The sequence below is a fragment of the Streptomyces sp. NBC_00448 genome (assembly GCF_036014115.1).
In the GTDB taxonomy this organism is placed as follows: Bacteria; Actinomycetota; Actinomycetes; order Streptomycetales; family Streptomycetaceae; genus Actinacidiphila.
In genome coordinates this window covers 389791-415918 of record NZ_CP107913.1, presented here as the reverse complement: position 1 = coordinate 415918, position 26128 = coordinate 389791, and the positions used below count along the sequence as shown (strand labels likewise).

27 protein-coding genes are annotated in these 26128 nt (G+C 74.2%); 11 read left to right on the top strand and 16 right to left on the bottom strand.

Annotated elements, in window-relative coordinates; all coding sequences use genetic code 11:
• Positions 1 to 2: 2 nt before the first annotated feature.
• The 3 genes from OG370_RS01950 (at position 3) to OG370_RS01940 (ending at position 2473) form a co-directional block, all read left to right on the top strand.
• On the top strand, positions 3 to 752 hold the full coding sequence (locus OG370_RS01950; RefSeq protein ID WP_443060837.1) for an urease accessory protein UreF: 750 nt from the start codon (positions 3 to 5) through the stop codon (positions 750 to 752).
• A gap of 189 nt (positions 753 to 941) precedes the next feature.
• Complete coding sequence (gene ureG, locus OG370_RS01945) at positions 942 to 1625, top strand: urease accessory protein UreG (protein WP_328459896.1); 684 nt, start codon at positions 942 to 944, stop codon at positions 1623 to 1625.
• Between the two features lie 104 nt (positions 1626 to 1729).
• Positions 1730 to 2473, top strand: a complete 744-nt coding sequence (locus OG370_RS01940) for an urease accessory protein UreD (RefSeq protein ID WP_328473720.1) — start codon at positions 1730 to 1732, stop codon at positions 2471 to 2473.
• A 63-nt stretch (positions 2474 to 2536) separates the two neighbouring features.
• Here OG370_RS01940 and OG370_RS01935 read toward each other — a convergent pair whose 3' ends face one another.
• Positions 2537 to 3112: a YbaK/EbsC family protein gene (locus OG370_RS01935; RefSeq protein ID WP_328459894.1), complete on the bottom strand. Its 576-nt coding sequence runs from the start codon at positions 3110 to 3112 to the stop codon at positions 2537 to 2539.
• A 57-nt stretch (positions 3113 to 3169) separates the two neighbouring features.
• Positions 3170 to 3994: a TIGR02452 family protein gene (locus OG370_RS01930; RefSeq protein ID WP_328459892.1), complete on the bottom strand. Its 825-nt coding sequence runs from the start codon at positions 3992 to 3994 to the stop codon at positions 3170 to 3172.
• Between the two features lie 187 nt (positions 3995 to 4181).
• Between OG370_RS01930 and OG370_RS01925 the strand changes: the two genes are divergently transcribed.
• Complete coding sequence (locus OG370_RS01925; RefSeq protein ID WP_328459890.1) at positions 4182 to 4955, top strand: DUF1707 SHOCT-like domain-containing protein; 774 nt, start codon at positions 4182 to 4184, stop codon at positions 4953 to 4955.
• A 147-nt stretch (positions 4956 to 5102) separates the two neighbouring features.
• On the opposite strand, the gene OG370_RS01920 is transcribed toward OG370_RS01925, so the two are convergent.
• A complete protein-coding gene (locus tag OG370_RS01920; RefSeq protein ID WP_328459888.1) occupies positions 5103 to 6146 on the bottom strand; it encodes an NAD-dependent epimerase/dehydratase family protein in 1044 nt (347 codons plus the stop codon).
• Positions 6147 to 6619: 473 nt separating this feature from the next.
• Between OG370_RS01920 and OG370_RS01915 the strand changes: the two genes are divergently transcribed.
• Entirely contained in the window at positions 6620 to 8209 is a 1590-nt protein-coding gene (locus OG370_RS01915) for a TROVE domain-containing protein (RefSeq protein ID WP_328459886.1), read from the top strand.
• 193 nt (positions 8210 to 8402) lie between these two features.
• On the opposite strand, the gene OG370_RS01910 is transcribed toward OG370_RS01915, so the two are convergent.
• The 6 genes from OG370_RS01910 to OG370_RS01885 all read right to left on the bottom strand — a co-directional run bounded on the left by OG370_RS01910 (position 8403) and on the right by OG370_RS01885 (position 14734).
• Positions 8403 to 9392, bottom strand: a complete 990-nt coding sequence (locus tag OG370_RS01910; protein WP_328459884.1) for a hypothetical protein — start codon at positions 9390 to 9392, stop codon at positions 8403 to 8405.
• A gap of 18 nt (positions 9393 to 9410) precedes the next feature.
• Positions 9411 to 10391 carry a cytochrome c oxidase assembly protein gene (locus tag OG370_RS01905; protein WP_328459882.1) on the bottom strand — a complete coding sequence of 327 codons (981 nt, stop codon included), beginning with the start codon at positions 10389 to 10391 and terminating at the stop codon, positions 9411 to 9413.
• 132 nt (positions 10392 to 10523) lie between these two features.
• Positions 10524 to 11549 carry a 6-phosphofructokinase gene (locus OG370_RS01900; RefSeq protein ID WP_328459880.1) on the bottom strand — a complete coding sequence of 342 codons (1026 nt, stop codon included), beginning with the start codon at positions 11547 to 11549 and terminating at the stop codon, positions 10524 to 10526.
• 199 nt (positions 11550 to 11748) lie between these two features.
• Positions 11749 to 12477: a type 1 glutamine amidotransferase gene (locus OG370_RS01895; RefSeq protein WP_328459878.1), complete on the bottom strand. Its 729-nt coding sequence runs from the start codon at positions 12475 to 12477 to the stop codon at positions 11749 to 11751.
• A gap of 74 nt (positions 12478 to 12551) precedes the next feature.
• Positions 12552 to 13790, bottom strand: coding sequence for a Mur ligase family protein (locus tag OG370_RS01890; RefSeq protein WP_328459876.1), 1239 nt, complete (start codon positions 13788 to 13790; stop codon positions 12552 to 12554).
• Between the two features lie 296 nt (positions 13791 to 14086).
• Positions 14087 to 14734 carry a TetR family transcriptional regulator gene (locus OG370_RS01885; RefSeq protein ID WP_328459874.1) on the bottom strand — a complete coding sequence of 216 codons (648 nt, stop codon included), beginning with the start codon at positions 14732 to 14734 and terminating at the stop codon, positions 14087 to 14089.
• A gap of 207 nt (positions 14735 to 14941) precedes the next feature.
• Between OG370_RS01885 and OG370_RS01880 the strand changes: the two genes are divergently transcribed.
• A complete protein-coding gene (locus OG370_RS01880) occupies positions 14942 to 16171 on the top strand; it encodes an acyl-CoA dehydrogenase family protein (RefSeq protein ID WP_328459871.1) in 1230 nt (409 codons plus the stop codon).
• Between the two features lie 255 nt (positions 16172 to 16426).
• Here the strand turns inward: OG370_RS01880 and OG370_RS01875 are convergent, their stop codons facing one another.
• The gene (locus tag OG370_RS01875) at positions 16427 to 16567 is read right to left on the bottom strand and encodes a hypothetical protein (protein ID WP_328459869.1); all 141 of its coding nucleotides are present in this window, start codon (positions 16565 to 16567) and stop codon (positions 16427 to 16429) included.
• 163 nt (positions 16568 to 16730) lie between these two features.
• On the opposite strand from OG370_RS01875, the gene OG370_RS01870 reads away from it, so the two are divergent.
• Positions 16731 to 16859, top strand: coding sequence for a hypothetical protein (locus OG370_RS01870; RefSeq protein WP_328459867.1), 129 nt, complete (start codon positions 16731 to 16733; stop codon positions 16857 to 16859).
• 107 nt (positions 16860 to 16966) lie between these two features.
• Entirely contained in the window at positions 16967 to 17587 is a 621-nt protein-coding gene (locus OG370_RS01865; protein ID WP_328459865.1) for a winged helix-turn-helix domain-containing protein, read from the top strand.
• Positions 17588 to 17668: 81 nt separating this feature from the next.
• Here the strand turns inward: OG370_RS01865 and OG370_RS01860 are convergent, their stop codons facing one another.
• Complete coding sequence (locus OG370_RS01860; protein WP_328459863.1) at positions 17669 to 18133, bottom strand: universal stress protein; 465 nt, start codon at positions 18131 to 18133, stop codon at positions 17669 to 17671.
• A 221-nt stretch (positions 18134 to 18354) separates the two neighbouring features.
• On the opposite strand from OG370_RS01860, the gene OG370_RS01855 reads away from it, so the two are divergent.
• Positions 18355 to 18984 (top strand): SRPBCC family protein, encoded by a 630-nt coding sequence (locus tag OG370_RS01855; protein ID WP_328459861.1) that lies wholly within the window; start codon positions 18355 to 18357, stop codon positions 18982 to 18984.
• 97 nt (positions 18985 to 19081) lie between these two features.
• Here the strand turns inward: OG370_RS01855 and OG370_RS01850 are convergent, their stop codons facing one another.
• The 5 genes from OG370_RS01850 to glsA all read right to left on the bottom strand — a co-directional run bounded on the left by OG370_RS01850 (position 19082) and on the right by glsA (position 24428).
• The gene (locus tag OG370_RS01850; RefSeq protein ID WP_328459859.1) at positions 19082 to 20329 is read right to left on the bottom strand and encodes an MAB_1171c family putative transporter; all 1248 of its coding nucleotides are present in this window, start codon (positions 20327 to 20329) and stop codon (positions 19082 to 19084) included.
• Positions 20322 to 20882, bottom strand: a complete 561-nt coding sequence (locus tag OG370_RS01845) for a ParH-like protein (RefSeq protein ID WP_328459857.1) — start codon at positions 20880 to 20882, stop codon at positions 20322 to 20324. Before OG370_RS01845 ends, OG370_RS01850 begins: the two co-directional genes overlap by 8 nt.
• 266 nt (positions 20883 to 21148) lie before the next feature.
• Positions 21149 to 21583 carry an XRE family transcriptional regulator gene (locus OG370_RS01840; RefSeq protein WP_328459855.1) on the bottom strand — a complete coding sequence of 145 codons (435 nt, stop codon included), beginning with the start codon at positions 21581 to 21583 and terminating at the stop codon, positions 21149 to 21151.
• A 166-nt stretch (positions 21584 to 21749) separates the two neighbouring features.
• Positions 21750 to 22847, bottom strand: a complete 1098-nt coding sequence (locus OG370_RS01835) for a baeRF3 domain-containing protein (protein ID WP_328473718.1) — start codon at positions 22845 to 22847, stop codon at positions 21750 to 21752.
• Positions 22848 to 23042: 195 nt separating this feature from the next.
• A complete protein-coding gene (gene glsA, locus OG370_RS01830; RefSeq protein WP_328459853.1) occupies positions 23043 to 24428 on the bottom strand; it encodes a glutaminase A in 1386 nt (461 codons plus the stop codon).
• 191 nt (positions 24429 to 24619) lie between these two features.
• Between glsA and OG370_RS01825 the strand changes: the two genes are divergently transcribed.
• Both OG370_RS01825 and OG370_RS01820 read left to right on the top strand, forming a co-directional pair.
• Entirely contained in the window at positions 24620 to 25558 is a 939-nt protein-coding gene (locus tag OG370_RS01825; RefSeq protein WP_328459851.1) for a DUF4129 domain-containing protein, read from the top strand.
• The gene (locus OG370_RS01820) at positions 25555 to 26103 is read left to right on the top strand and encodes a hypothetical protein (RefSeq protein WP_328459849.1); all 549 of its coding nucleotides are present in this window, start codon (positions 25555 to 25557) and stop codon (positions 26101 to 26103) included. The genes OG370_RS01825 and OG370_RS01820 overlap by 4 nt, the downstream gene beginning before the upstream one ends.
• Positions 26104 to 26128 lie beyond the last annotated feature (25 nt).

Sequence of the window (26128 nt, the reverse complement as noted above, 5' to 3'; positions counted from 1 at the left end):
TGATGGCGACGGAATCCGCAACCGGCGGCTCTGACGGTCCTGACCGTTCTGACGGTCCTGTCGGCGCTGACGGTCCCGGCACGCGCGCCGCGCTGCTGCTGCTCGCCGACGGCCGTTTCCCGGCCGGCGGCCACGCCCACTCGGGCGGTGTCGAGGCAGCCGTGGCCGAGGGGAGGGTACGGGACGCGGGTACGCTCGCGGACTTCTGCAGGGGCCGGTTGCACACCACAGGACTGGTCGCCGCCGCACTGGCCGCGGCGGCGACCGCCGGGGCCGATCCGCTCGGCCTGGACGAGGCGGCCGACGCGCGGACGCCCTCCGCGGCGCTGCGGGCGGTCTCCCGGCGGCTGGGCCGCCAACTCCTGCGGGCCGTACGGGCCGTGTGGCCCGCGCCCGCGCTGGACGAACTCGCCGCGGCGCGCCCGCGCGGCGCGCATCAGCCGGTCGTGCTCGGGCTCGCCGCCGCGGCGGCGGGGCTGCGGCCGGCCGATGCCGCGCAGGCCGCCGCCTACGATTGCGTCAGCACGCCCGCGTTCGCCGCGGTGCGGTTGCTCGGGCTCGATCCGTTTCACGCGGTACGCGTTCTGGGGCGGCTCGGGAGTGAGGTGGACGCGGTGGCGGGCGCCGCGGAGGAGGCCGCCCGGCGAGCCTTGCGGGAGGGGCTCGGCGCCCTTCCCGCTGCTTCCTCGCCCCTCCTCGACCTTGGTGCGGAGGCGCATGTCACGTGGCCCGTGCGGCTCTTCGCGTCATGAGAGCGACGGTGGGGGGTGCCGGGTCCGCCCGGGCTGCCCGGTGCTGCGGGTGCCCGGATCTTCCGCCGGTGGGTGGCTGGTCGCGCGGTTCCCCGCGCTCCTGCGTCGCCGCACCGCGGGGGCGGATGGGTGTGCGGTGGTGCTCGTTCCTCTTGGGGCGGGCCGGTGACGAGTGGAGGAGAGGTCGGCATGCACGTGGATCATCCTGAGGTGTTTCCGGAGCGGTACACGGCGTCGGTGGAGGCGGGAGCGGGGGAGCGGGCGCTGCGGGTGGGGTTCGGGGGGCCGGTGGGCTCGGGGAAGACCGCGACCGTGGCGGCGTTGTGCCGGGCGCTGCGCGACTCCGTGGCGATCGGGGTGGTGACGAACGACATCTACACGCGGGAGGACGCGGAGTTCCTGGTGCGGGAGGCGGTGCTGCCCGCGGAGCGCATCGTGGCGGTGGAGACGGGGGCGTGTCCCCACACCGCGATCAGGGACGACATCTCGGCGAACCTGGAGGCGGTCGAGGAGTTGGAGGAGGCGGTCGGCCCACTGGATCTGGTGCTGGTGGAGTCGGGCGGCGACAACCTGACGGCGACCTTCTCGCGCGGCCTGGTGGACGCCCAGGTGTTCGTGATCGACGTGGCGGGCGGGGACGACATCCCCAGGAAGGGCGGTCCGGGGTTGACCACGGCCGACCTGCTGGTGGTGAACAAGACGGACCTCGCCCCGTACGTCGGCGCGGACCTGGAACGGATGGCGGCCGACGCGGCGGCGCAACGAAGGGAGCTGCCGGTGGTGTTCACCTCCGTGAAGAAGCCCGGCGGCGTGGCCCCGATCGCCGCGTGGGTCGGCGAGCGCCTGGCCGCGTGGGCGGCGGTCCGTACGTGACGGCGGCGCCTACGGCGGTGGCGGACACGGCGGATTCGGCAGCCCCAGCGGACACGGCCGGCAGCACGGATACGGCCGCGCGCGGAGTGACCGCCGTCGCGCGGATGCGGGCGGTGCCGGACGGGCGCGGCGGCACCGTGCTGCCGCTGCTGGCCGGGGACGGGCCGCTGGCGCTGCGCAGGACCGGGCCGCCCGGGGGAGCCGGCGCCCACGTCACCGTGGTGGGGGCGATGACGGCTCCGCTCGGCGGCGACCGGCTGCGGATCGAGGCCGAGGCGGCGGCGGGCGCGCGGCTGACCGTCGGCGCGTCGGCGGCCACCGTGTCGCTGCCCGGCCGGGGCGGCGAACGGGCCCGCTACGACGTACGTCTCACGGTCGGCGCGGGCGCCGAACTGCGCTGGCTGCCGGAGCCGTTGATCGCCGCCCGCGGCAGCGACCTGACGATGACCACCCGGGCCCGACTCGCCGCGGGCGCACGGCTGGTGCTGCGGGAGGAACAGGTCCTCGGCCGCCACGACGAGCCGAGCGGCCGCCTCGCCACCCGCCTCACCGTGGAGTACGAAGGGCGCCCGCTGCTCGACCAGGAACTGTCCTTCGGCCCGGGCGCCGCACCCGGATGGGACGGCCCCGCCGTGCTCGGCGGCCACCGCGCGGTCGGCCAACTCCTCCTGGTGGGGCCGGACCTGGGCGACCACGCGGCCGAACTCGTCGATGTGCCCGCGGAGTACGGCCGCGCGGCCCTCACCCCGCTGGCCGGGCCCGCCCGGCTCGTCACCGCGATCGCCCCGGACGGCCGGCACCTGCGGACCCTGCTCGACGGCTACCTGCGGCGGTTCGGCGCCACGTGAACGCCGGTCGAGGCCCGGTCGACCGCCGGCGGACCGCCGTAGCCGCGCCGCGCGTCGCGACCCTCAGCCCGCGGCGGGCTGCTCGGCCGCCGGCTCCCCCGCGATCGGCTCGGTACGCGGCGCGGCCACCCGGACGTAGTCCTTCGTGCTCAGCGCCAGCGAGCGGTCCAGCCGGGCCGCGTTGAAGTAGATCTCGTCGTGGACCAACAGCCCTGGATCGACGACCAGTTCGAGCTTCTCGTCGAAGGAGAACGGCAGCACGGTGCCGCTCACGCTCCCGGCCAGCCGCTCGGCGATGTCCCGCGACGCGAACGACACGTACGTGCCCGACAGCAGCGCCTTCACCGCGCCCAGGTCCACCCGCCGGTCGCCCGGCACCACGGCGAGGACGTAACGCGTCACCTTCTTGCCCACCTTGACCATCACCACGATGCACTTCGCCGCCTGCGCAAGGGAGTTGCCGCGCAGCGCGCTCACCACCTCGGTGGCGCCCTCCGGTTCGTGGTCGATGGTGCGGTACTGCGCGCCCTGCTCGTCCAGCAGCGCGATCAACCGGTCGTAGGTCTCGTGGGTTTCGTGGGTCCCTGACCCGTCGCCCGCCCCGTGGATGTCCTGCCGCTGCGTGTCCTGCTCGCTCATGTCCCCGCTCGCTGTGCTCGTGGTGGTGGTGCTCGTGATGGTGGTGCGGGTGCGCCGTTACGCGAACTCGGCCGTGAACGCCGCCCGGGTGGGGGAGTCCTCGCGCCGGTCCAGCACGGCGAAGACCGCCTCGTCGACGGAGTCGGCGAACCGCCCGCCCGGACCGAGCAGCGCCGCGAAGGCACCGGCGACCACGGCCGGGTCGTTCCGGAACACCCCGCAGCCCCACGCCCCGAGCACCAGACGCCGGTAGCCGTTCGCGACGGCCACCTCCAGCACCCGCTCGGCACGCGCCGCCAGCGCCGGCCCGATCTCCTGCACCCGCTCGGGCATCGTACGCGCGATCACGCCCGCGTTCGGCGCGGGGCAGGTGAGGAAGCCCGCGAGGTACGGCCGGGCGAGCAGCGCGCCCGAGTCGGCGCGGAAGACCGGCACACCGGGGGAGTGGATGACCCGGTCGCTGTAGAAGGTGTCGCGGACCTCGCGGTGGTGGGCGTAGAACTCCGGGGCGCGCAGCAGGCAGTGGTACAGCGCGGAGGCGCGGCACAGCGCCTCCTCTTGCGCCTGGGCGCCGTTGACGTAGCCGCCGCCGGGGTTGCGGGCGGACGCGAAGTTGAGCACCGCGACCGCGCCGCCGCCCTCGGCCACCAGCCGCCGGGCCGCCTGGGTGCTGCCCTCCGGCGTGACCGTGCAGCGGGTGCCGGTGCCGCGGGCCACCGTGTCCGGCACCTCGACCGGCTCGGGCCCGTACATCCTGGTGCCGTCGGCGGCTCGCGCCACCGGCTCGGCCAGATCCACCCATCGGCCGTCCGGCCCGGTGTAACCGCCCTCGGTCACGATCCGCTCGTTCTCGTGGGCGATGTTCCGCAGTCGTGCGCTCATGCCCCGGCACGGTACGGTCAAAGCCCGCTCCCGCGCGATCCGTTATCGGGTGTCCCGGGACCACGGCGAGGACGCGGGGTGCGAGCTTTTCGGCCGTCACGCGATACGGCGGGCCGCCGCCTTGCACCCCCCGCAAGACGCGATATAGCGTGAGTGGCGTTCCGTTCCGTCCCCCAGGAGGTCCCTCGTGTCCGAACGGTCGCCACGGCAGTCGCACGAGTCGGACGGTGCGGCTGACGACGCGCACCTGCGGGTCTCGGACGACGAGCGGGACCACACGGCCGCCCTGCTCGGCGACGCGCTGGCCGCCGGCCGGATCGACGTCGGCGAGCACGCAGAGCGCCTGGAGGCGGTGTACGCCGCGCGCACCCGCGGCGAACTCGTCCCGATCACCGCGGACCTGCCCGCCCTCACGCCCGGCGTCTCCCCGGCCGCACCCGGCGACAGCGCGCCCATCGAGGCGCTGTTCGCCAAGGTGCGGCGCTCGGGGCCGTGGCCGGTGCCGCCGTACACCGTCGCCCGCGCCCGCTTCGGCGCGATCGTGATCGACCTGCGGCAGGCGATGTTCACCCGCCGTGAGGTGGTGATCGAGGCCGGGTCGTTCTTCGGCAAGGTCGAGATCCTGGTCCCGGACAACGCCAACGTCTACGACACCGGGTCGGCGCTGTTCGGGAAGCGGTCCCAGGTCGGGAGCCGCGAGGGCAGGGAGGACGACGGCCCGGTGGTGCGGATCACCGGGCGCTCGGTGTTCGGCCATGTCCGGGTGATGCGCGGCTCGAAGTGGGCCTGGTGGATCGGCCACCAGATGGGCGGTCACGTGGAGGAGCGCATGGAGCACATGACCCGGCACATGGAGGCGCGGATGGAGCACATGAGCCGCCATATGGAGCGTATGGGGAACCTGGGCCGCCACATGGACGGTCGGAGGGGTCGTGGCACCGGCCGCGACCGTGACGCGTGAGCGCCTGAACTCGTCAGCGCCCGAACGTGCGGCCGCCGGTGGCCCGGGTGTCCCGGGCCACCGTCCAAGGCGGAGGGCCCACCCGCCGCACCACCTGGCCGCACCGCACGGCCCCTCCTCACGGACCCCCTCCGCTGACCTACGCGCTCAACTCCGCTGCGCCAGCCAGGCGTTCTCCGCCGCGTAGTCGAACCACTCGTCGCCCTCGTCCGACAGCCGTGCGGGCAGCGGGAACCGCTCCTTCCAGTTGTGCTCCTCCAGCTCCCGCGCGAGCCAGGCCACCGTCTCCGGCAGCGAGTCCTCGTACGTGGTGACGGCGCGGTAGCCCAACTCCCGTTCCGCGGCGGACATGTCCAGCACCATCGGGTGCGGCAGCCCCCACGGGTGGTTGCCCACGGTCGGCGCCGGAGGCGGGCCGTCGACGAGCACCGTCTCGGTGGTACGGCCCAGCACCGCGTCGATCGCGGCACCGATCTCCGCGACCGTCGGCACCCGCGGGTCGCCCGCGTTCAGCACCCTGGAGCCGGGCGTGCGCGCGGCCAGCCGGACCAGCTCGGCGATGTTCGACGCGTGCACCGGGTGGAAGCGGCTGCTGCCCCCGTACGGCAGCACCCGCACCGTGCGCCCGTCCAACGCACGCTTCACGAAGTACAGTTCGCGCGGCAGCGGGCTGTGGGTGCCGTGGATCGCGCCGGCCCGCAGCAGCGTGCTGGGCAGCTCGCCGCCGGCTGCGAGCAGCGTCTGCTCCAGCTCCACCTTGCGGGTGCCGTACGTCGCCGGACCGGCGTCGACCGTCGTCCACGTCTCGGGCAGCGGCACCGGATAGCGCGGCGAGCCGTCCGGCTCGTCCTGGGTGTCGAAACTGCGGTCCTGCTGGTCCTTGTACACGGCGGCGCTGGAGATCACCACCGCCGACCCGATCCGGTCGGCGAGGGACAGCAACTGCCGTGCGTGGTCCGCGTCGTAGGCGACGCAGTCCAGCAGCACGTCGCAACCGTCACCCAGCGCGGCGGCCAGCGCGGCCGTGTCGGCGCGGTCCACCCGGACCGTGCGGACACCGGGCGGCCACCCCGCGTCGGTGCCGCCGCCGCGCGAGGCCGCCGTCACCTGCCAGCCGTCCGAGGCGAGCGCCTGTACCGCCTGCCGGCCGATCTGTCCTGATGCTCCGAGGACGAACGCAGTTCCTGTCATGCCGCGACGCTACGGCCGCCGGGCCCGGGCGGACCAGGGCGTTTCGCCGTGCGCGGATTCGCCCTCGGCGCAACCCGCCCGCACCGGCCCGCGCCCGGGGGATGCCCGCGCCGGCGTCCGGGCCGTCACCCGGTCGCGCGCCGTGGAAATCGCGGTGCGCCGGCCCGCTGGGCTGCCTACAGTGGAAAGCGCCGCGAAGCGCAGCACGGGCATACTTCCGCTCATAACGGGGAGGTCGCGGGTTCGACTCCCGCCCGGCCCACCATCCAGGGCCGGTAGCTCAGTGGCAGAGCACCACAGAACGCCCGTGCGACAGGAACTCGCGGCACCCGTCAGGGTCCACCCGCCGGTCCGGCGTACGCCCCCACCCGCACCGCCCTCAGCGGCTTCGTGCTGCCCGGCCGCGGTCGCACCGGGGGACCGTCACGACGTCACGGCACCATGCGATGACACCACGTCAGGAGACGCGCACCATGAGCAAGTTCGCCGCGCGCCGCCGCGCGCCCACCGGCCCGGTGGCCACCACCGGCCGCACCCGCACGCACGAAGGCGGCGCCGGCTTCACCCGGGACGCCAAGAGCGACCTCTTCCTCTTCGCGGCGACCCACATGGTCGGCGAGGACAGCTTCTACGAGTCCGCGGGCGACCGCGACGACCGCTTCCGCCGGCTGGTCCATGCCGCCACCAAGACCGACCCCGACTGGGTGGCTCGCTTCGTGCCCTACCTGCGCCGGGAGTTGAACATGCGGTCGGCCGCGGTCGTGGTCGCCGCCGAGTCCGCGCTGGCCCGCCGGGCCGGCACCGACGTCGAACCGACCGTGTCCGTACGGACCCTGGTCGACTCCGCGCTGCTGCGCGCCGACGAGCCCGCCGAGTTCCTCGCCTACTGGAAGGCCCGCACCGGCAAGGTCACCCTGCCCGGCGGTGTGCAGCGCGGCCTCGCCGACGCCGTCGCCCGCCTCTACACCGAGCAGGCCGCCCTGAAGTACGACGGGGTGGCCGCGGCCTGGCGGATGGCCGACGTGGTGGCGCTCGCCAAGCCGCGCCCGGCCGGCCCCTGGCAGGCCGACCTGTTCGACTACCTCGCCGACCGGCGCTGGAAGCGCGACAGCGTCCGGGTCACGGACCGGCTGCCGGTGCTCACCGCCTACCGGGCGGCCATGGCGAAGCCGGTGGCCGAGCGGCGCGCGTACTTCCTCGCGGACCCGGCGCGGCTGGGGGCGGCCGGGATGACGTGGGAGCAGCTCTCCTCGCTCGGCGCGATGGACGCCGCCGCCTGGACCGCGATCCTGCCGCGGATGGGGCTGATGGCGCTCACCCGCAACCTGCGCAACCTCGACGAGGCCGGCGTGCCCGACCACGTCGCCGAGCAGGTCGCGGCGCGGCTCGCCGACCCCGTGCAGGTGCGCCGCTCCCGGCAGTTCCCGTACCGCTTCCTGTCCGCGTACCGCGCCGCGCCGTCGCTGCGGTGGGGTCCGGCGCTGGAGCGGGCGCTGCTCGCCTCGACCGCGAACGTGCCGGCGCTGCCCGGCCGCACGCTGGTGCTGGTCGACACGTCGGCGTCGATGCGGCAGCCGGTCACGGAACGCAGCCTGGTCCGGCACGTGGACGTGGGCGCGCTGTTCGCGGTCGCGCTCGCCGCGCGGGGCTGCGAGGTCGACCTGGCCGGTTTCGCCACCGGCGTGTTCGGCCACCGGCTGCGGCGCGGAGGCAGCGTGCTGCGGCAGGCCGACGAGTTCTGCGCGCGGGTCGGCGAGGTCGGGCACGGCACCGAGACGGTCACCGCGCTCAAGACCGCGTACCGGCGGCACGACCGGGTGGTGCTCTTCTCGGACATGCAGGCGTTCGCCCATCCCGGCACCGGCGCGTGCGGCGTGACCGTGTCGACGGCGGTGCCCGCCGCGGTGCCCGTGTTCGGCGTGAACACCGCGGGGTACGCCCCCGCGGCGCTGGACACGGCGACGCCGAACCGGTACGAGATCGGCGGGTTCTCGGACAAGCTGTTCACGATGGTCGACCTGCTCAGCCGCGGCCGCGACGCCACGTGGCCGTGGGAGCGGTAAGGAGGGCCCCTGACCCGCCCGGGTAGCCCGTTCTGCCGGTTCGGGGACCACCTGTCCGTGTGGGCTGGTCGCGCAGTTTCCCGCGTCCCTGTGCAGGTGCGGCTCTCTCCGCGGGAGGACGCCGAGCCGGGAGGGTCAGGAGTGCCCCGGTCCATGGGCGGCGCGGGCGGGGCGTGAGGAAGGCGGCGGCCGGCTACCGCTCCCGGTCCGCCGCCTGCCCCTGCCCGTCCCCGAGGCGAGCGGTCCGCCCAGGGGCGGGCGCCGCCATGTCCGCCGCGTCCGCGTCGTAGTGCTCGAACCACGGCAGCCCCGCCGAGGCGTACGCCGCCCGGTCCACCGGCGAGGCGGGCGCCGGCTCCCCGGTGATCCGCCGCCACTGCGCCGCCGTCGCCAGATGCACGAACACCCGGCCGGAGGGCTCGCGTTCCCAGTCGTCCAGCGGCCGCGGGTCCCGGTAGACCTCCTGCCGCATCCGGCCGCCCGCCCCGAGGCCCGGCGCGGTCACGGTCGGCCCCGCGGGCTCGCCCGGCCCGGCCTCCGCCGCGGGCGCCGCGAGCGGCACCCCCGGCGCCGGCCCGAACCGGCCCGGTCGCGCCCCGCCGACCTCGCCCCACCCCGCCACATCGCGCCCGCGCACCGCCCGCGCCCGCTGCGCGGCCTGCCACCGTGCCCGCACCCGGGCCCGTAGCTCGAAGACCTGCAACTGCACGCCGACCCAGTCCTCCGCGGCCGGTCCGCGGGGCGCCGTGACCGCCCCCGGCTCCGGCGGCACCGCGACGAGCTGACGGATCGTGCCCCGCCCGGAGTTGATGCCGTCCAGCCACGGCTGGCGCGGCAGCACCACGTAGTTCTGCGGGTCCTGCGCCAGGTGGTCGCTCCACGGCCGCCCCGACACCGCGCACACCTGGCCCACCCCCACCTGGAGGGCGACCGGCGCCGACGCGGAGAAACTCAGCCACACCGCCTCGCGCTGGAAGACCGGCAGCAGCACCCCGCCGTGGCCGAGCCACTGCTCAGGCGCCTGATCCGGGTAGTCCGCGGCCCACCGCAGCGGGAAGCCGCCAAGCCCCGGCGGCAGTGGATGGGTGCCGGTCTCCGGCAGCCGCAGCGTCCGCATGAACCGTACGGTGGCCCCGCCGGGCAGCTCGAGCGCCCCCTCCGAGACCCGCACCTGTCCGCCCATCCACGGGCCCCCCTTCGGTCAACCGCGACTGCGCGCCTGCAGTGACGCCAGGTAGGCGTTGTACGCGACGAGCTCCGCATCCCCGTTGCGGTCGGCGGCCCGGTCGGTGCGGCGCGCCTGCCGTTTCTCGGAGGTGTACCACTGGAACAGCAGGGCCACCAGCACGACCACCGACGGGATCTCGCTGAACGCCCAGGCGATACCACCAGCGGCGGTCTGGTCGCTGAGCGGGTGCACGCCCAGCGAGGCCGGCGGGTGCTTGAAGGTGGTGACCATCGGCTGGCTCGCCATCATCAGCGCGATCCCGAAGAACGCGTGGAACGGCATCCCCGCGAACAGCTCCAGCATCCGCATCACATAGCCCGGCCGGTGCGGCCCGGGGTCGACACCCATGATCGGCCAGAAGAACACCAGGCCGACCGCGAGGAAGTGCACCATCATCGCGATGTGCCCGGCCTGGCTGCGCATCAGGCTGTCGAAGATCGGCGTGAAGTACAGCCCGTACAGGCTCGCCACGAACAGCGGGATGGTGAACGCCGGGTGGGTGACCACCCGCATCAGGCGGCTGTGCAGCAGTTTCACCAGCAGCTCGCGCGGGCCGGTGCGGCCGCTCCCGGCGGTCGGCAGCGCCCGCAGCGCCAGGGTCACCGGCGCGCCCAGCAGCAGCAGGATCGGCGAGAGCATGCTGAGCACCATGTGCTGCACCATGTGCACGCTGAACATCGCCATGCCGTAGTCGTTGAGCTTGGTGCACATCGTGAGGCCGACGGTCAGCACGCCGACCACGAAGGAGATCGTGCGGCTCGGTGCCCACCGGTCGCCGCGTGCCAGCAGCCGGATCACCCCCCAGCCGTACAGCGCGAGCAGCACCACGCACAGCACCAGGAAGAACGGGTCCCCGCCGAAGGCCATCCCGCGGCCGAGCGTGAACGGCGGAAGGTCCGCGTCCATGCCCGGCATTCCCGGCATGGCCAGCAAGGCCGAACCGCCGTGATCCATCTGTCACTCCTTCACCCGATGTGCCCGCACCAGACTAGAACCGCCCCCGGTCGTCGATCCGACCGGGGGCGTCAACAGCGGGTCGCGGCGGGCGGCCGCGGCGTGTTCAGGAGGACAGGCGGGGCGTACGGCTCACAGCACGCACTCGGCCTCGGTGTACCGCTCGGCCGGCACCGTCTTGAGGTGCTCGACCGCCTCCGACAGCGGCACCAGGTTGATGTCGGTGCCGCGCAGGGCCGTCATCATGCCGAACCGGCCGTGGTGCACCGCTTCCACCGCGTGCCAGCCGAAGCGGGTGGCGAGCACCCGGTCGTACGCCGTGGGGGTGCCACCGCGCTGCACGTGGCCGAGGATCACCGGGCGCGCCTCCTTGCCCAGCCGCTCCTCCAACTCCACCGAGAGCTGGTTGGCCACACCGGTGAACCGCTCGTGTCCGTAGACGTCGGTCGCGCCGGAGGTGAAGTCCATCGTGCCCTCGCGGGGCTTGGCGCCCTCGGAGACCACCACGATCGCGAACTTCTTGCCCGCCTCGAACCGCTTGCCGACCACGTCGGTCAGCTCCTGCACGTCGAACGGCCGCTCCGGCACCACGATCGCGTGCGCGCCGGCCGCCATGCCCGAGTGCAGTGCGATCCACCCGGTGTGCCGGCCCATGACCTCCACGATCAGCACCCGCTGGTGCGACTCCGCGGTGGTCTTCAACCGGTCCAGTGCCTCGGTGGCGACGGTCACGGCGGTGTCGAAGCCGAAGGTGACGTCGGTGGAGGAGATGTCGTTGTCGATCGTCTTCGGCACGCCGACGATCGGCAGCCCCGCGTCCGACAGCAGCCGGGCCGCCTTGAGGGTGCCCTCACCACCTATCGGGATGATCGCGTCCAGGCCGAGGTCGGCGACATGGCCGCGGGCCTGCTCCACCCCGCCGCGCAGATGCGCCGGCTGCACCCGGGACGAGCCCAGGATGGTGCCGCCGCGGGCCAGGATGCCGCTGACGGCGTCGAGGTCGAGCTTGCGGTAGTCGCATTCGAGCAGGCCCTTCCACCCGTCGTGGAAGCCGATGACCTCGTCACCGTGGTCGACCACGGCGCGGTGCACCACGGACCGGATGACGGCGTTCAGCCCGGGGCAGTCGCCGCCGCTGGTCAGGACACCAATACGCATCGCTCGCTACTCCTGCAACTCAACCGGACGGCCGGACCCCGTCGTCCGGATGGATCGGGCCCAGCTTACCGATCGCGCCGTCCGCGCCTCCACGGCGACCGCACTTCGGACATCTGACGATTACCCCAACAGCAGGTCGCCTCATCACAGCGTGACGGTGCCGGACCGTTGCCGGCTCCGGCACCGCCCGCGGTACGGGTCAGGCGGGTTGCACGGCCGCGGCGATCCGCTCCTCGCGGAGCGCGTCGTACCACTGGTCGTCGACCGGCGGCAGCGCGTTGACGTCCAGCGCCAGCTTGATCAGCAGATCGGCGATGTGCGGGTTGCGGGCCATCACCGGGCCGTGCATGTACGTGCCGAACACCGTGTCGTTGAACGCCCCCTCGGTGCCGTCGCCGGTGCCGTTGCCGCGGCCGACCCGGGTCCGGGCGAACGGCCGGGAGGTCGGGCCGAGGTGCGTGACGCCCTGGTGGTTCTCGAAGCCGGTCAGCGGCGGCAGCCCCAACTGCGGGTCGATGTCCGCCAGCACGTCGCCGACGCAGCGCTCGCCCTCGCCGCGCGTGCTCACCACGTCCAGCAGTCCCAGGCCCGCCTCGGGCCGGCCCAGGTCGTTGACGAACTCGTGGCCGAGGATCTGGTAGCCCGCGCACACCGAGAAGACGATCGCGCCGTTGGCCACCGCCCGGTTCAGCCCCCCGTCGCGGCGCAGCCGCTCGGCCGCCAGCCGCTGCGGCCGGTCCTCGCCCCCGCCGATCAGGTAGATGTCGCCGGAGGTCGGGATCGGCTGGTCGGAGCGGACGTCGACCCGGGTGACCGGCACCCGGCGCTGCTGCGCGCGACGCTCCACCACCAGCGCGTTGCCCTGGTCGCCGTAGGTGCTGAGCAGGTCGGGGTAGACCCACACCAGGCGCAGGCTGGAATCACTCATGCGTGCTTCTCCTCGGGTCCGTCGGGATCGGGCCTGCGGCGACCACGGGTCGTCCGCGGGGCCCGCCTGCCCGTTCAGTTTCCGACCTTGCGGCGCAGGTCCTGGAACGCGGTGTAGTTGGCGATCGCCTCGATCCGGCCGGGCGGCGCGTTGCGCACCGCCTCGTCCAGGTCGGCGCAGACCCGGAACTGCAGTCCGGCCACCTCCAGCCGCACCGCCAGGTCCAGCCGGCGGTCACCGAGCACCATGATCGGGTGTCCGGCCAGCCGGGTGTAGTCCACGTCCCACAGCCAGGAGGTGTCGGTGCCGTCGGCGCCGCGCGCGTTCACCGAGAGGATCACCGGCGCCGGCGGCTGGTCGATCAGCGAGAACGTCTCCAGCCAGCCCGCCGGGTTCTTCGCCAGCAGCAGCCGCACCTGGCGCTGCTGGTAGGTGACCACGTCGTAGCGCCCGGCGACCGCCTGCACCTTGTACATCCGCTCCAGCGCGACCTTGGGGTCGATGCCGAAGGCCGCGGCGACCGCGGTGGACACCGCCGCGTTGGACTTGTTGGCGCGGCCGGGCAGCTGGAGGTGGATCGGCCACGCGACGCCGTACGGATCGACCACGTGGTCGCCGGACAGCCCCCACGTCGGGGTCGGGCGGCGGAAACCGCACTCGGAGCAGAACCAGTCGTCCGAGGGGCGCTGGAGCACCCCGCCGCAGGACGGGCACGACCAGGCGTCGTCCTTCCACTCCTGGCCGGCGGCCACCCACACCACGGTCGGGCTCGACGAGGCGGCCCACACGATCAGCGGGTCGTCGGCGTTGGCGACGACGATCGCCTCGGAACCGGCCAGCCCCTCACGCCACTTCTCGGCGAGCATCCGGGTCTCGGCGGCCCGGTCCAGCTGGTCCCGGGAGAGGTTGAGCAGCGCGATCGCCTTCGGGGTGGTGTCCCGCGCCACGCCCGCGAGGTACTTCTCGTCCACCTCGATCACGCCGAACCTGGCGTCGGAGCCGCCGGCCAGCGCCGACGTGATGCCGGCCGGCATGTTCGCGCCCAGCGCGTTCGAGACCACGGGGCCGCCCGCGCGCAGCGCCTCGGCGAGCAACCGGGTCGTCGTGGTCTTGCCGTTGGTGGCCGACACCAATACGACGTCCAGGTGGCGGGCGAGGCGCGCGAGCAGGTCGGGGTCGAACCTCAGCGCGACCTTGCCGCCGATCACCGATCCACTGCCCTTGCCTGCGGCGCGGGAGACCGCCGCCGCGGCCCTGCCCGCCGTCACGGCGAGCTTCGCCCGCGGCGTCAGCGGCTCAGAGTTGCCTGCCATCGTGGGTGCTTCCTCCTCGACTTCGGCCGAGCTGGCCAGGCCCAGCCTATCGACTTCCGGATGGGGGAGACGACCGCCGCGACGGTCGACGCGGCAGCCCGGCCGCGGGCCGGCGGGGGCAGGCCGCGGAAGGCGTGCACCAGTAAGTGGGCGCCGGGGGCGCCTCCCAGGCGAAGCTGCCGGGGGCAGAACGGCGCTCCCCCAGAGCTTCGCCTGGGAGGTGCCCCCACTCGCCACCCACCGGCGGGTGGTCCCTGGACCGACGGGACCGGGCAGTCCGGGGGGCCAGGGGCGTCCTACAGTCCGCGGCTGCCGGCGCGGTCACCCGCGAGGGTGAGCCGACCCCACAGCAAATCCGCCAGCGTCCGTACGAGTTCGTCCCGGGAGCAGGGCCGCTCGCCCAGCCACCAGTCGCCGGCGGCGTACATCATCCCGACGATCCCGTGCCCCCACACCCGCGCGACCTGCCGGGTGTCGGGCCCGAGGTCGAGCCGCTCGGCGATCACGTCGCCGAGGTCCTCGCCCATCCGCCGCAGCAGCGGCACCTGGTGGCGGCCGACGTCGAACCCCTTCTCTCCGTCGGCCGCGGGCGTCTCCGCCGGGTGCATGAGGAACCGGTAGACCTGCGGCCGGGTCTCGATCGCGGACAGATACGCGTGCAAGGTGGCCTCGACCCGGTCGCGACGGTCCCCGGGGGAGTCCAGCGCGGTGCGCAACGTCGCCAGCAGCGCGTCGGTGTGCCGCTTGGCCAGCGCCCGGTACAGCCCGGACTTGTCACCGAAGTGCCGGTAGAGGATCGGCTTGGTGATGCCCGCCTCCGCGGCGATCGCGTTCATCGACGCCTCGGGGCCCTCGCGCAGCACCACGCGTTCGGCGGCCTCCAGCAGTTCGGTACGGCGGCGCTCGGTGGCGGTCCGCTGATCCTGCCGATGCCCGGTGTCCACCGTGCGCCTCCCGGTCGTTCGCCGCGCTCGTGTGTCACCGGGCGCCATGGGTCCACTGCTCGTCTGCACTGCTCGTGTACTGCAGCTTTATGCGCGCAACGTAACACCCCCGCGGCACTCCACGGCTCGGCGCTCGGTGAGTTGACATTCCTTACCGCACGGTAACAGACTGCTGTTACCGCAAGTAACCAGTACGTGGAGGGGACCATGGGCGACTTCACGCTCGAACTCAACGACGAACAGCAGTCCGTGCGCGAATGGATTCACGGTTTCGCCGCCGACGTGATGCGCCCGGCCGCCGCCGAGTGGGACGAGCGCGAGGAGACGCCCTGGCCCATCATCCAGGAGGCCGCCAAGATAGGGCTGTACTCGCTGGATTTCTACGCCCAGCAGTTCTTCGACCCGACCGGCCTCGGCATCCCCATGACGATGGAGGAGCTGTTCTGGGGTGACGCGGGCATCGCGCTGTCCATCGTCGGCACCGGCCTGGCCGCCGTCGGCGTGCTCGCCAACGGCACCGAGGAGCAGATCGGCACCTGGGTGCCGCAGATGTACGGCGACGCCGCCGACGTGAAGGTGGCCGCCTTCTGCTCCTCCGAGCCGGATGCCGGCTCCGACGTCGGCTCGATGCGCACCCGCGCGGTCTACGACCAGGCCACCGACGAGTGGGTGCTCAACGGCACCAAGACCTGGGCCACCAACGGCGGCATCGCCAACGTGCACGTGGTGGTGGCCGTGGTCGACCCGGAACTCGGCACCAAGGGCCACGCCTCCTTCATCGTGCCGCCCGGCACCCCCGGACTGTCCCAGGGGCAGAAGTTCAAGAAGCACGGCATCCGCGCCTCGCACACCGCCGAGGTCGTGCTGGAGGACGTCCGGGTGCCCGGCGACTGCCTGCTCGGCGGCAAGGAGAAGCTCGACGAGCGGCTGGCCCGCGCCCGTGAGCGGGCGAAGTCCGGCGATGGAGAGAGGGTGAAGAACGCGGCGATGGCCACGTTCGAGGCGTCCCGCCCGGCGGTCGGCGCGATGGCGGTCGGCACCGCGCGCGCCGCCTACGACTACGCCCTCGAATACGCCAAGACCCGCGAGCAGTTCGGCCGCCCGATCATCGACAACCAGGGCGTCGCCTTCCAACTCGCCGATATGCGCACGCAGATCGACGCGGCGCGGCTGCTGGTGTGGCGGGCGTCCTGGATGGCCACCGCCGGCCGCCCGTTCACCTCGGCGGAGGGCTCCATGTCCAAGCTGTTCGCCAGCGAGACCGCGAAGAAGGTCACGGCGCAGGCGATCCAGATCCTCGGGGGCAACGGCTACACCCGGGAGTACCCGGTGGAGCGGATGCACCGGGACAGCGCGATCTACACGATCTTCGAGGGGACCAGCGAGATCCAGCGGCTCGTCATCGCCCGCACCCTCGCTGGAGTGCCGATCCGCTGAGGGTGCTCCCTGGGGTGCCGGACCCTCCGGGGTGGGCGGTGCTGAGGGCAGAGGGACCTTGCGGTCCGCGGTGGCTGGTCGCGCAGTTCCCCGCGCCCCTTGATATGTGCGGCTCCCCCGTGGTTGACGCGGAGGGAGCCGCAGCACTCCAAGGGGCGCGGGGAACTGCGCGACCAACCACCCACCGACCGCAAGGTCCCTTAACGCACGGACCGGTGGCCCCCCGGTGGGACGGGGCCCGGCCGCCCGCAGGGGCTAGTCGCGGTAGCCGCGGAGGAGGAACCAGCCCAGGAACGCGGCGCCGACGACCGACACCACGATGAACGTGCGCATCACCGGCCCGGGTCCGGGGGACTGGTTGACCGCCAGGGTGGTGAGCACGTGGTGGATCTGCATGGCGACTCCTTCAGCTCGACGCCTCAGCGTAGCCCCGGGCGGTACCGCGACCGCCGAGTGGGGTGCGGACGGCGGGGCGTGGCGCCGGGAGCGTGACCGCGGACACGTCGCGGACCCTGCCGGACCCTCACACCGGGAGCGCGGGGTCTGGTTCAATAGGGTCATGGCCAGCATCACTGACCCCGGGACAGGTCGCGACGACCTCGAGCCCTTCTGGCCGTCCCGGCAGGAGCACCACTTCGACCGCTGGTGTTGCCGCGCGATCCCCGCGCGGAACCACGTCGCCCGCTGACCTCGCACCGCTTCCGGCCTCAGCGCCGGTTGCCGTCGGCACCAGCACGTTTCCGGTCCCGCGCACGACGGAGTCCTCCCGACCCATCGCGCGAAAGAGCCGAAACCATGTCGAACGTCTCGCACATCCCGTCCGCACCCGCCGCCGTACCCGCGCCGCCCGCCGCCCGGCAGCGGCTGCGCGCGGTGCGGCCCGACGAGGTCCCGCCCGCCCCCGACTTCCTTCCGCCCGGCGCCACTTGGCTGCCCGCGCCCGGGCACGTGCTGCCCGCGGTGGCCGGTGGTGCCCCGATGGTCGGCTACCTGGTGCTGGTCCCGGCCGACCGGGCCCACGCCGATCAGCCGGTGCCGGCCGCCGACCCGTACCAGTACGCCGTCGAGCCGGTCGTCGAGACCGTGGTGGAGCAGCAGCGGGGCGGGCCGGCGCTGCCCGTCGCGCCGGTGCTCATCGACGGCGAGCGCCGCACCGCCGCCGTCGACGGCCGCCCGCTGGACCTGACCTACCTGGAGTTCGAGTTGCTCGCCCACCTGGTCGCGCACCCGCACCGGGTGCACTCCCGCGACCAGCTCGTCACCACCGTGTGGGGATACGGCCACGTCGGGGACGGCCGCACCGTGGACGTCCACATCGCCCGGCTGCGGCGGAAGTTGGGCGCCGAGCACCGCGGCAGCATCGTGACCGTCCGCCGGGTCGGCTACAAGTACGCGCCCGCCCAGGCCGCCTGCTGAGGGAGGCCGAGGGGGCGGACCGGGCATGCCGGTCGGGTCCCGGTCGCACGCCCGCGTGCGACCGGGGTCATGGCGAGGGGGCTACGGCACGACCGTGACCGGCCAGCGGCCGGACTTCACCAGGCGCACCGCGACCGAGCCGACCAGCCGGTGCCCGGCCCGCTCCGAGGCGCCGACCACGACCGCATCGGCGGTGAGCTGGTCGGCGGCCATCGCCAGGCCGTTGTAGGGGTCGCCGCGGAAGGTGTGGAACTCCCAGCGCACCGTGAAGGTCCCGCGCATCCGCTCCACCGAGTCGCGGATGTCGGCGAGGAGCTGCTCCGCGATCCCGGTGTCCGCCTCCGACACCGGCACGCCGAGCGCGGCGCCGCCGGCGATGTAGGGCTGCACGTACACGAGTGCGAGCAGGGCGTGCTGCCGGCGGGCCAGACCACCGGCGTACGCCGCGGCCCGCCAGGAGGAATCCGAGCCGTCGAGCCCGGCGACGATCACTTTCGGTCCGTCGGTGCCGCGCTCGAAACGTGCCGGCAACTTCTGCTCTTCCACCAGGTCAGGCTATCGGTCCTCGGCACCGCTTGATCACCCCCGTGCACGTAGCGTTCTCACTCGATTGGTCCCATTGCCACGACATGGGCGGTTTTGCGGGGCACGCTGTGGAAGAGGAGTGAAGCAGGCGACCGCCCGTCCGGCGCACGAACCGTTCATCGGTCCGCGCCCGCGCACGGCAGCCGCCCACGCCGCTACCGGGGAGGTTTGCGATGCCTTGCGTGTCCACGAACGTGTTCGTGCGGCGTACACCGACGGAGGTCTTCGACTTTCTCGCCGACGCCCGCAACCTCGCCCTGTGGAGCTCGGGGGTGTCCTCGGTCGCGTCGGCGTACGTACAGCCGGGGGTCAACGCGGTCTACCGCTACCGCTTCCCGGGCCGGCGCCGGTTCCACCGGCTGGTCTGCGCCGACTTCGAGCCCGGTCGCCGGATAGCGTTCCGCGGTCAGCGGATGTGGGGCCCGCTGGGCACCCAGGTCCCGCTCTACGGCTTCGACCTGCTGCCGCACGCCGACGGCACGCTGGTGCGGCTGTCGGTGACCAGTTCGCTGAGTGCGGGGCTCGCCCTGTTCGCGCCCCTGGTGGCGATGGCCTGGCGGCGCGACCTGCCCGCCGACGGCCTGAAGTTCCGGGACCTGCTGGGCGAGGGCCGCCCCGCCGCCGAGGCGCTGCCCACGGCCGCGGCCGGAGCGGGTGCGGCCGGTGCGGGCGCGGCCGGTGCGGGCGCGGAGGCCGGTGCGGGCGCCGAGGCCGAGGCGGCTGCCGACGCGCAGGCCGAGGACGCCTCGGTGCCGGCCGCGACCCCGATGCGGACCTCGCCGACCCCCCGTGGATTCGACTACGCTCATTGAGTGTTAAACTAACTTTGTGATCGGGCGCGCCTGGCGTGCGCTCCGCATCGCCTCGTGACTGCCCCGGCCTGGTCCCCCCGTCCCGGCCGGGGCGCTTTCATGTCCGGCGTTCCACCGGCGGCCGGCCCGCCGCCGTCAGCGCCGTGAACGCCTGCGCGACGACCATCAGCCAGGCCACGTCCCCGTCGATGGTCCCGGTACGCGGCAGGGCGGCCGCCGTCAACGCCGCCCGCCGCGGCGGCGGTTGGAGCCCCGCGCGGCGCGCCTCCACGGCCGCCGCCAGCGCCGCCGCCTCGGTCACCGCGTCCGACGACGCACAGCCGGGCGGCAGCGCCGCCATCGCGGCCGGACCCGACACGGCCGGCGCCCCGGCCGCGCCCCGCTCGGCCAGCCAGGCCCGGACGTCGGCCGGATAGTAGGGCCGCAGCGACAGCCGGCCGTCGTGGATCTCGATCACCCGCCGGTACAGCGCGAACTGCATGTCCCGCAGCGCCGGCTTCCCGGTGCGGCGCCGACCCGCCTTCGACGGCCGCAGCGCGATCCCCGGGTGCGCCTCGTACAGCGCCGACCACAGCGGCTCCAGCGCCCGGTACGCACGCGCGGCGCGCACCAGCCGCACCGGCGCGGTCAACACCCGGCGCCACGTGGTGGCGGTCGCCCCGCCCACCGCGAGCAGCACGCAGGCCACCGCGAGCACCGCCGACCCGAAGTCCTCCGCGGTGTCCTGTCGGCCCCAGCGCAGGACGTGCGCGGCGTCCGGGAGCAGCAGCAGCGTCCACAGCGCCCCGACCGCGCCGCTCGCCTGCATCAGCCGCAGCCCGGTGCGCAGCGCGCTGGGCGGCATCCGGCGGGCGTGGCGGCCCAGCAGCGTGGTGAACAGCGCCAGGCAGCGCAGCGAGTACACCACGAACAGCAGGTCGTAGCCGGCCAGCAGCCAGCGGTCCGAGGTGCCGTCCACGAACCCGGTGCCGTCCTGGTCGCGCAGGCCCGCCGGGAGGAAGAGCGCGGCCATGGCGACGGCCGTGGCCAGCGCCTGCCAGGTCAGCCGCCGCTGCGTGCCGTGTCCCGGCTCACCCAGCGCCCGGGCGATCAGCGCCAGCGCGGTCAGCGCGCACATCTTCAGCTCGGCGCCGAGCAGCACCCCCGCCCGCGGCACCGGCGCGAACCGGTCCAGCGCCGCCACCGAGGCCGGCGCCAGCACCAGCAGCGCCGCGCCCATCGACATCGCGAACCAGCCGATGTACCGCATCGCGGGGTCGGGCTCGCCGCGCCGGTCGACCACCATCCGGTAGCAGGCGAACGCGATCAGCAGCCCGCCGGCGCCGTACGTCCCGGTGTCAACCACGCGCCCCGCCCCGGGCGGGCGGCGCGCCGAACATCGACCCCAGCCGGCGCTGCTGGCCCTCCGCGAGCTGCGGCGTGTCCGCCTCGCGCGCGACGCGTGAGCAGATCAGCGACGCCAGTAACTCCGCCTCGTGCTCCTGCGGCTCGCTGTAGACGGTCCGGCCCAGCACCCGGCGGACCAGGGCGTCGGGCAGGTGGGGGAGCAGCGCCCGCGACCCCGGCGGGACATCGCCGCCCCCGGCCCCGGGGCCGGGCTCGACCCGGTCGTGCCCGCACACCAGGTGGGCCGCCTCGTGCAGCAGGATGTGCCGCTGGTGCAGCGTGCTGGTGTCCGTGGCGTAGACGATGCAGTCGGCCTGGTCGGTGACCATCAGCAGCCCGCACGGCAGGTTCGGCAACGCGTCGACCGGGATCAGCTCGATCGGCCTCCCGCGCCGCGCGGCGAGCCGCGCGATCAGCGCCAGCTCGTCGAACGGTCTGGGCAGCACGGTGTCGCCCATGGCCTGCCGGTACTTGTCCCACAGCACGCCGTGTGTGGTTGCCCGCGCTCTCACGTGCATCACCCCCATCGCCACCGGCGACCGCCGCTCGCGTGACGCCGATGCCCGACGCCGCGCACTGACCGGAACTCCGGGACCCCCGGCGCCGGTGCCGGGACCCCCGCGTCCCGGCACCGAACGGTCCCGCCTGTCCGGAACCCTGCTTCCCTCGGGTCCCGTCTCGCTCGGTTTCCTTCGAACCCCGATTGCCTCGGGCCCCGGAACCCCCGCGTCCCGGACCCCTCCCGCCGCACTCCCTGACGATGCGGAACGGCCCCGCGCTACGGCGAGTTCCGCTCGGCCTCGCGCTTGGCGATCAGATCGATCATGTCGCTGATGGTGCCCATGCCTTCCGGTGAGAGGTTCACCGCCCGCAGGGCGACACTGCGCACTCCGGCGTCCCGCAGGGCGCCGAGCAACTCCAGTTCGGCGGCGATCCGCGCGCCCTGCTCGTCGTCGAAGAAGTACGCGACCGGAATCTGGAAGAACTGCGCGAGCGCTTCCAGATGGCGCTTGGTCGGGTTGGTCCGCCGCCCGGTGCGCAACTGCCACAGGTAGGTGGTCGAGAAGCTCTCGCCGGTCGCCTCCCGGCAGGCCCGTGCGACTTCCTCGTGGGTGTACGCCTCGCGGTCCGGCCTGCGCACCACGCGGAAGAGCGCGTCGATCTTCTCTGCCAGGGTCGCCGCCCCGGGCGCCGCCCCGTCCCCGTCAACCATGTGTTGATTCCACCGCCCCCGCCGTGAACCGGAACCTCATCGTATAGGTGTGGAGCGGCAGTTGACACTGCCGAACGGACTCCTTCCGGAGCCGTGGGGCCAGCGCCCGCCGGCGCCCACCGGCCGGGTCGAGCCGGGTCCGGCCGGGCGCCCTCGCCCGGCCCGGTCAGTAGCGCAGCACCGCCGCGATGTGACCGGAGTCCGCGAGGTGCCCGTCGGGGACGAACCGCACCCGCGCCCCGGTGTCCAGCGCCTGCTCGGCGATCTCGTCCACGATGTCGTCGCGCGCGCCGTGCTCCTCCGCACCGGCCGGCACCAGGTGCTCACCGTCGTCCCTGACCGTGGTCCGGTAGCCGTCCTCGATCGCCACCAGCGAGGCGCGGCCCTCGGTCACCGACTGCCACACCTCGTCCACGCCGCCGGCGAACTCCTTGCGGCCGCGGGCCCGGTCCAGGTCGTCCAGCACGGCCGCCACCGCCCGCTCGTCGCGCTCCCGGTCGGCGTCGGCGACCGCCCTGGCCAGCGCCTCACCCGGGCCCTGGGCCAGACCGCCGTGGCCGACGTGCGCCACCGCGTCCCTGGCCACCGGCCCGACCTCGTCCAGCGCGCTGATCGCCTCCGGCTCGCCGACCAGGTACAGCGGCCGCGGGTCGGCCGCCTGCGCCGCCGCCACGGCCTCGGTGACCTCCCGCAGGAAGACCCGGGTGTCCTCGTCGTTGAAGATGCTCGGGGTGTCCCCGATCCGCTCCTGCCGCTCCGGGTCGAAGTCGATCGGGGCCCGCCGCACCGGGAAGGGTCCCTTCTCCTGCCGCGGCGTGTGCTGCCGCCCGCCGCTCCACATCGTGGCCACGTCCGCGGACAGCGCCAGCACCCGGAACGGCTGGTTCGCCGCGTAGGCCGCCACCAGGTTGCGGGTCAGGAACGTCTGCGCCAGCAGCACCCGCTCCGGCACCGACCGCTCCAGCGACCACACGTGGTGCTCGCCGGGCGCGGCGAAGATCGCCAGCCCCTCCTCTGCGTACACCAGGTCCACCTCGGCCAGCGCCTGGTCGAGCTGGCCGATCACGTCGATCCGGTCCGCCCTGGCCACCTCCGGGTCGCTGTGCACCGCGTTCTTCGCCTCCTCCAGGAGGTTGCGCAGCCGTACGGCGTCCTGCGCGTTGTCAGGCTCGCGCCGGTGGGTGGGCAGCAGCACCGAGACCGCCGGGTACTTGCGGGGCCGGCGCAGTTCGGCGAGCGCGGCAGGAGTCAGCGGCTGGTGCATGGAGGGCATGGGCGGACCTTTCCGGCGGCTGGCGAGGACGCGGGCGGCGACGGAGCGCGTGGGACGCGCGCGGGGCCGGAGCGGGCGGACGCGTACGGCTGGGGGCGTGCAGTCGCGCCGTCAGCCGCGGACGCGGCCCCCGAACCGTCTGGTCGTCTTACGGTTGTCTTCCACTTCTGTCCTTTCCTGGATATATCAATCAGTCGACTTCCGCAGCCCAGCGGACTCGCCGACCAGCCCGTCCTCGGCCCAGGCCACCGCGTCCGCCCGGCTTCCGCGCACCTCGGCGCCCGTCGTCAGCTCGCCGTGCCCGTACGGCTCCGCGCCGGTCACCACGCACACCCGGTGCCCGGCGGCGGTGACCCGCGCCAGCGCCGCCGTCAGCATCGTCCGGGCCGTCGGCCGTACCCACATCACCTCGGCGAGGTCCAGCACCAGCCACCCCGGGCGGTCCGGCGCCACCGACGCCAGCGCGTACAGCACCCGCTCCACCGCCGTGAAGTCCAGCTCGCCGCGCGCGGCCACCAGCGCGATCCGCCGGGCCTCCCGGGCCAGCAGCTCGCGCTCCCGCGGCGGGCGGTCCGCGGCGGGGGGCCAGCGTTCCGCCGTCGTGCACGCCGTGACCGTGGGCGGGCCCGGCGCGGGCGGTTGCATCAGGTGCAGCCCGAGCCGCCGGGACATCTCGCGCAGCGCCGCCACCGCCCGCACCGGGCTGCCGGTGGGGTCCAGCGGCGGGCTGTAGCAGGCGAGCCCGAACCGGCCCGGGCTCGCCGCCGCCAGCCCGCCCGACACGCCGCTCTTGGCCGGCAGCCCGACCCGTACCAGCCAGTCGCCGGCCGCGTCGTACATCCCGCAGGTCGCCATCACCGCAAGCACCTGCACCGCGACCCGCTCGGGCACCACGGTCCTTCCGGTCACCGGGTTGACGCCGCCGGTGGCCAGCGTCGCCGCCATCACGGCCAGGTCCACGGTATTCACCCGGACCGCGCACTGCCGGAAGTACGTCTCCACCGCGGCGCGCGGCTCGGTGCGCAGCGAGCCGGCGGCGTGCATCAGGTAGGCCAGGGCGCGGTTGCGGTCGCCGGTCGCGGACTCCGAGCGGTACACCTCCTCGTCGACCTCCAGCCGGTGCCCGGCGAACGCGCTCAGGCCCTCCAGCACCCGCGCGAACCGCTCCTCCGGGCTGTCCGCCGGGACCAGGTCGGTGGTCGCGATCGCACCCGCGTTGATCATCGGGTTCGCCGGGCGCCCGGTGCCGCGCTCCAGGCTGATCGCGTTGAACGCGTCGCCGCTCGGCTCGTTGCCCACCCAGCGGTGGATCTCGTCGAGCCCCAGCTCCGCCAGCGCCAGCGCGTACACGAAGGGCTTGGCGACCGACTGGATCGAGAACGGCACCTGGGAGCGCCCGGCCTGGTAGCGGTGTCCGTCCATGCTCACCAGCGCCAGCCCGAAGTCGTTCGGATCGGCGAGCGCGAGCTTGGGGATGTACGACGCGACCTCGCCGTCCGTGACCGGCAGGAACTGCCCGTGCACCTCGGCGAGACCCGCGCTGATCACGTCGAACGGAGCCGTGTCGACCATGCGTCCATGCTTGGCGCGGGGCGGGCGGTCCGCAACGCGGGAGAGCGGGCACCGGGGAGCGGGGGCCGACCCCTGCCTGCGACGCCCACAGCGCGGTGTGCCAAGCTGCCCAGCGCGAGGGGGAGGCGTTGCGATTGACGGGGCGGGAACCGGGAACAGGCGCGAGCGGCACGGGATCGGGCGGGGGCCGAGTGGCCCTGGCCGTCATCGTGGTGGCGGGCATCGGCGTGGCGGCCCTGCTGCTGCGGCCGGACAACCTGACGGACAGCCGGGGCCGGGGGCCGCTGGGCGGCAACGCGGCCGCGTTCGGCGTCGCGGTCCTGTGGCTGGTGGCCGCGATCGCCGCCAACAGGCGCTATCGCGAGCGGTTCAGCCCGTACGACGAGCACCGCACCGCCACCCAGCAGCGGCTGGCGGACGTCGTCCGCCACACTCTGATGATCGCGCCGGCGCCCGTGCCCGTGCTGCTGCTCGCCCTGCACGACTTCCGGACCGGCCCCGGTCTGGACTACCGGCCCGGGCGGCCGCGCTCGTTCCAGACCGTGCCGCCCCGCACGGTGAAGCCCACCCACGTCCCGTCCGACAAGGGGTCGCTGCACATCCCGGGCTGGCTGCTGCACCTCGCGATCGGCCTGCTGATCGCCGTCGCCGTCGCCGCGGTCGCCTATGCCGTCCGGTATCTGCTGCGGATGCTGCGGCGGATCGAACACACGGCGCCCAGCGGCGTCTTCAGCGTCGTGGCGGACGACGAGGAACTCCTCGCCCAGGCCGTGCACTCCGGCCGACGCGCCCTGCTCGACAACGACGACGCCCGCGCCGCGGTGATCGCCTGCTACGTGGCGATGGAGACCTCGCTCGCCGCGTCCGGGGTCGCCCGGCGCGTCTCGGACAGCCCGCAGGACCTGCTGGAGCGGGCCGCGGCCGGCGGTCTGCTGGCCGGTCCGGCCGCCGGTGAGCTGACCGAACTGTTCCGCGAGGCCCGCTACTCCACCCACCCCATGGACGACGGCCACCGCCGGAGGGCCTCCGACGCGCTGTCCGAGATCGCCGCACAGCTCGAACGGCGGGCCGACGGCACGGACGGCACCGAAGGGTCGGCCGAGGCCGCCGGGGCGGGGGCCGCCTCGTGACCCGCGCACCCGACGCCCGGTCGGCCCCCCATGCCCCCGAGGCCGACCCCTCCGCCCGGCCGGCGTCCTCACGCACCGTGGTCGGCGCCCTCGTCACGGGCGGTGTCCTCGCGGTCGCGCTGGTCGCCCTCACGGACGGCGTCGCGGCGGCCGGCACCGCGCTGGTGCTGCTCGCCGTCGTCGCGCTCGTCGCCGCCCGCTACGTCGCCGGCGGCGACGCCCAGGACAGCGGCTACCGCAGGGCCGTCCGGCTGCTGAACAGCCGCGCCCCCGCGCTCGGCGAGTGGCAGCGGATCGTGGACCACTCGCTCGGCGAGAAGGGGGCCGTGTACTTCGCCACCACGCTGCGGCCGCAACTCCAGCGGGTCTTCGCGGCCCGGCTGGCCGAGAAGCACGGCATCGACCCGGAGCGCGCCCCGCAGCGGGCCGCCGCGCTGGTCGGCGCCGACCTGTGGCCGTGGATCGACCTGAACCAGCCGCCGCCGGAGCCCGAACTGCCGGAGCCCGTGCTCGCCGCGCTGCTGGACCGGCTCGAAGCGCTGTGACCTGTCGCCGCGGTCCACACGTTCC

Bases quoted from the DNA above. Each gene is read 5' to 3' on its own strand.
- OG370_RS01900 (WP_328459880.1), bottom strand. From the start codon at position 11,549: ATGCGTATTGGTGTCCTGACCAGCGGCGGCGACTGCCCCGGGCTGAAC.
- OG370_RS01930 (WP_328459892.1), bottom strand. From the start codon at position 3,994: ATGAGCGCACGACTGCGGAACATCGCCCACGAGAACGAGCGGATCGTG.
- OG370_RS01890 (WP_328459876.1), bottom strand. From the start codon at position 13,790: ATGGCAGGCAACTCTGAGCCGCTGACGCCGCGGGCGAAGCTCGCCGTG.
- glsA (WP_328459853.1), bottom strand. From the start codon at position 24,428: ATGGTCGACACGGCTCCGTTCGACGTGATCAGCGCGGGTCTCGCCGAG.
- OG370_RS01870 (WP_328459867.1), top strand. From the start codon at position 16,731: ATGGCCAGCATCACTGACCCCGGGACAGGTCGCGACGACCTCGAGCCC.
- OG370_RS01920 (WP_328459888.1), bottom strand. From the start codon at position 6,146: ATGACAGGAACTGCGTTCGTCCTCGGAGCATCAGGACAGATCGGCCGG.
- OG370_RS01935 (WP_328459894.1), bottom strand. From the start codon at position 3,112: ATGAGCGAGCAGGACACGCAGCGGCAGGACATCCACGGGGCGGGCGAC.
- OG370_RS01880 (WP_328459871.1), top strand. From the start codon at position 14,942: ATGGGCGACTTCACGCTCGAACTCAACGACGAACAGCAGTCCGTGCGC.
- OG370_RS01950 (WP_443060837.1), top strand. From the start codon at position 3: ATGGCGACGGAATCCGCAACCGGCGGCTCTGACGGTCCTGACCGTTCT.
- OG370_RS01835 (WP_328473718.1), bottom strand. From the start codon at position 22,847: ATGCACCAGCCGCTGACTCCTGCCGCGCTCGCCGAACTGCGCCGGCCC.
- OG370_RS01865 (WP_328459865.1), top strand. From the start codon at position 16,967: ATGTCGAACGTCTCGCACATCCCGTCCGCACCCGCCGCCGTACCCGCG.
- OG370_RS01940 (WP_328473720.1), top strand. From the start codon at position 1,730: ATGCGGGCGGTGCCGGACGGGCGCGGCGGCACCGTGCTGCCGCTGCTG.
- OG370_RS01875 (WP_328459869.1), bottom strand. From the start codon at position 16,567: ATGCAGATCCACCACGTGCTCACCACCCTGGCGGTCAACCAGTCCCCC.
- OG370_RS01840 (WP_328459855.1), bottom strand. From the start codon at position 21,583: ATGGTTGACGGGGACGGGGCGGCGCCCGGGGCGGCGACCCTGGCAGAG.
- OG370_RS01910 (WP_328459884.1), bottom strand. From the start codon at position 9,392: ATGGGCGGACAGGTGCGGGTCTCGGAGGGGGCGCTCGAGCTGCCCGGC.
- OG370_RS01895 (WP_328459878.1), bottom strand. From the start codon at position 12,477: ATGAGTGATTCCAGCCTGCGCCTGGTGTGGGTCTACCCCGACCTGCTC.
- ureG (WP_328459896.1), top strand. From the start codon at position 942: ATGCACGTGGATCATCCTGAGGTGTTTCCGGAGCGGTACACGGCGTCG.
- OG370_RS01905 (WP_328459882.1), bottom strand. From the start codon at position 10,391: ATGGATCACGGCGGTTCGGCCTTGCTGGCCATGCCGGGAATGCCGGGC.
- OG370_RS01915 (WP_328459886.1), top strand. From the start codon at position 6,620: ATGAGCAAGTTCGCCGCGCGCCGCCGCGCGCCCACCGGCCCGGTGGCC.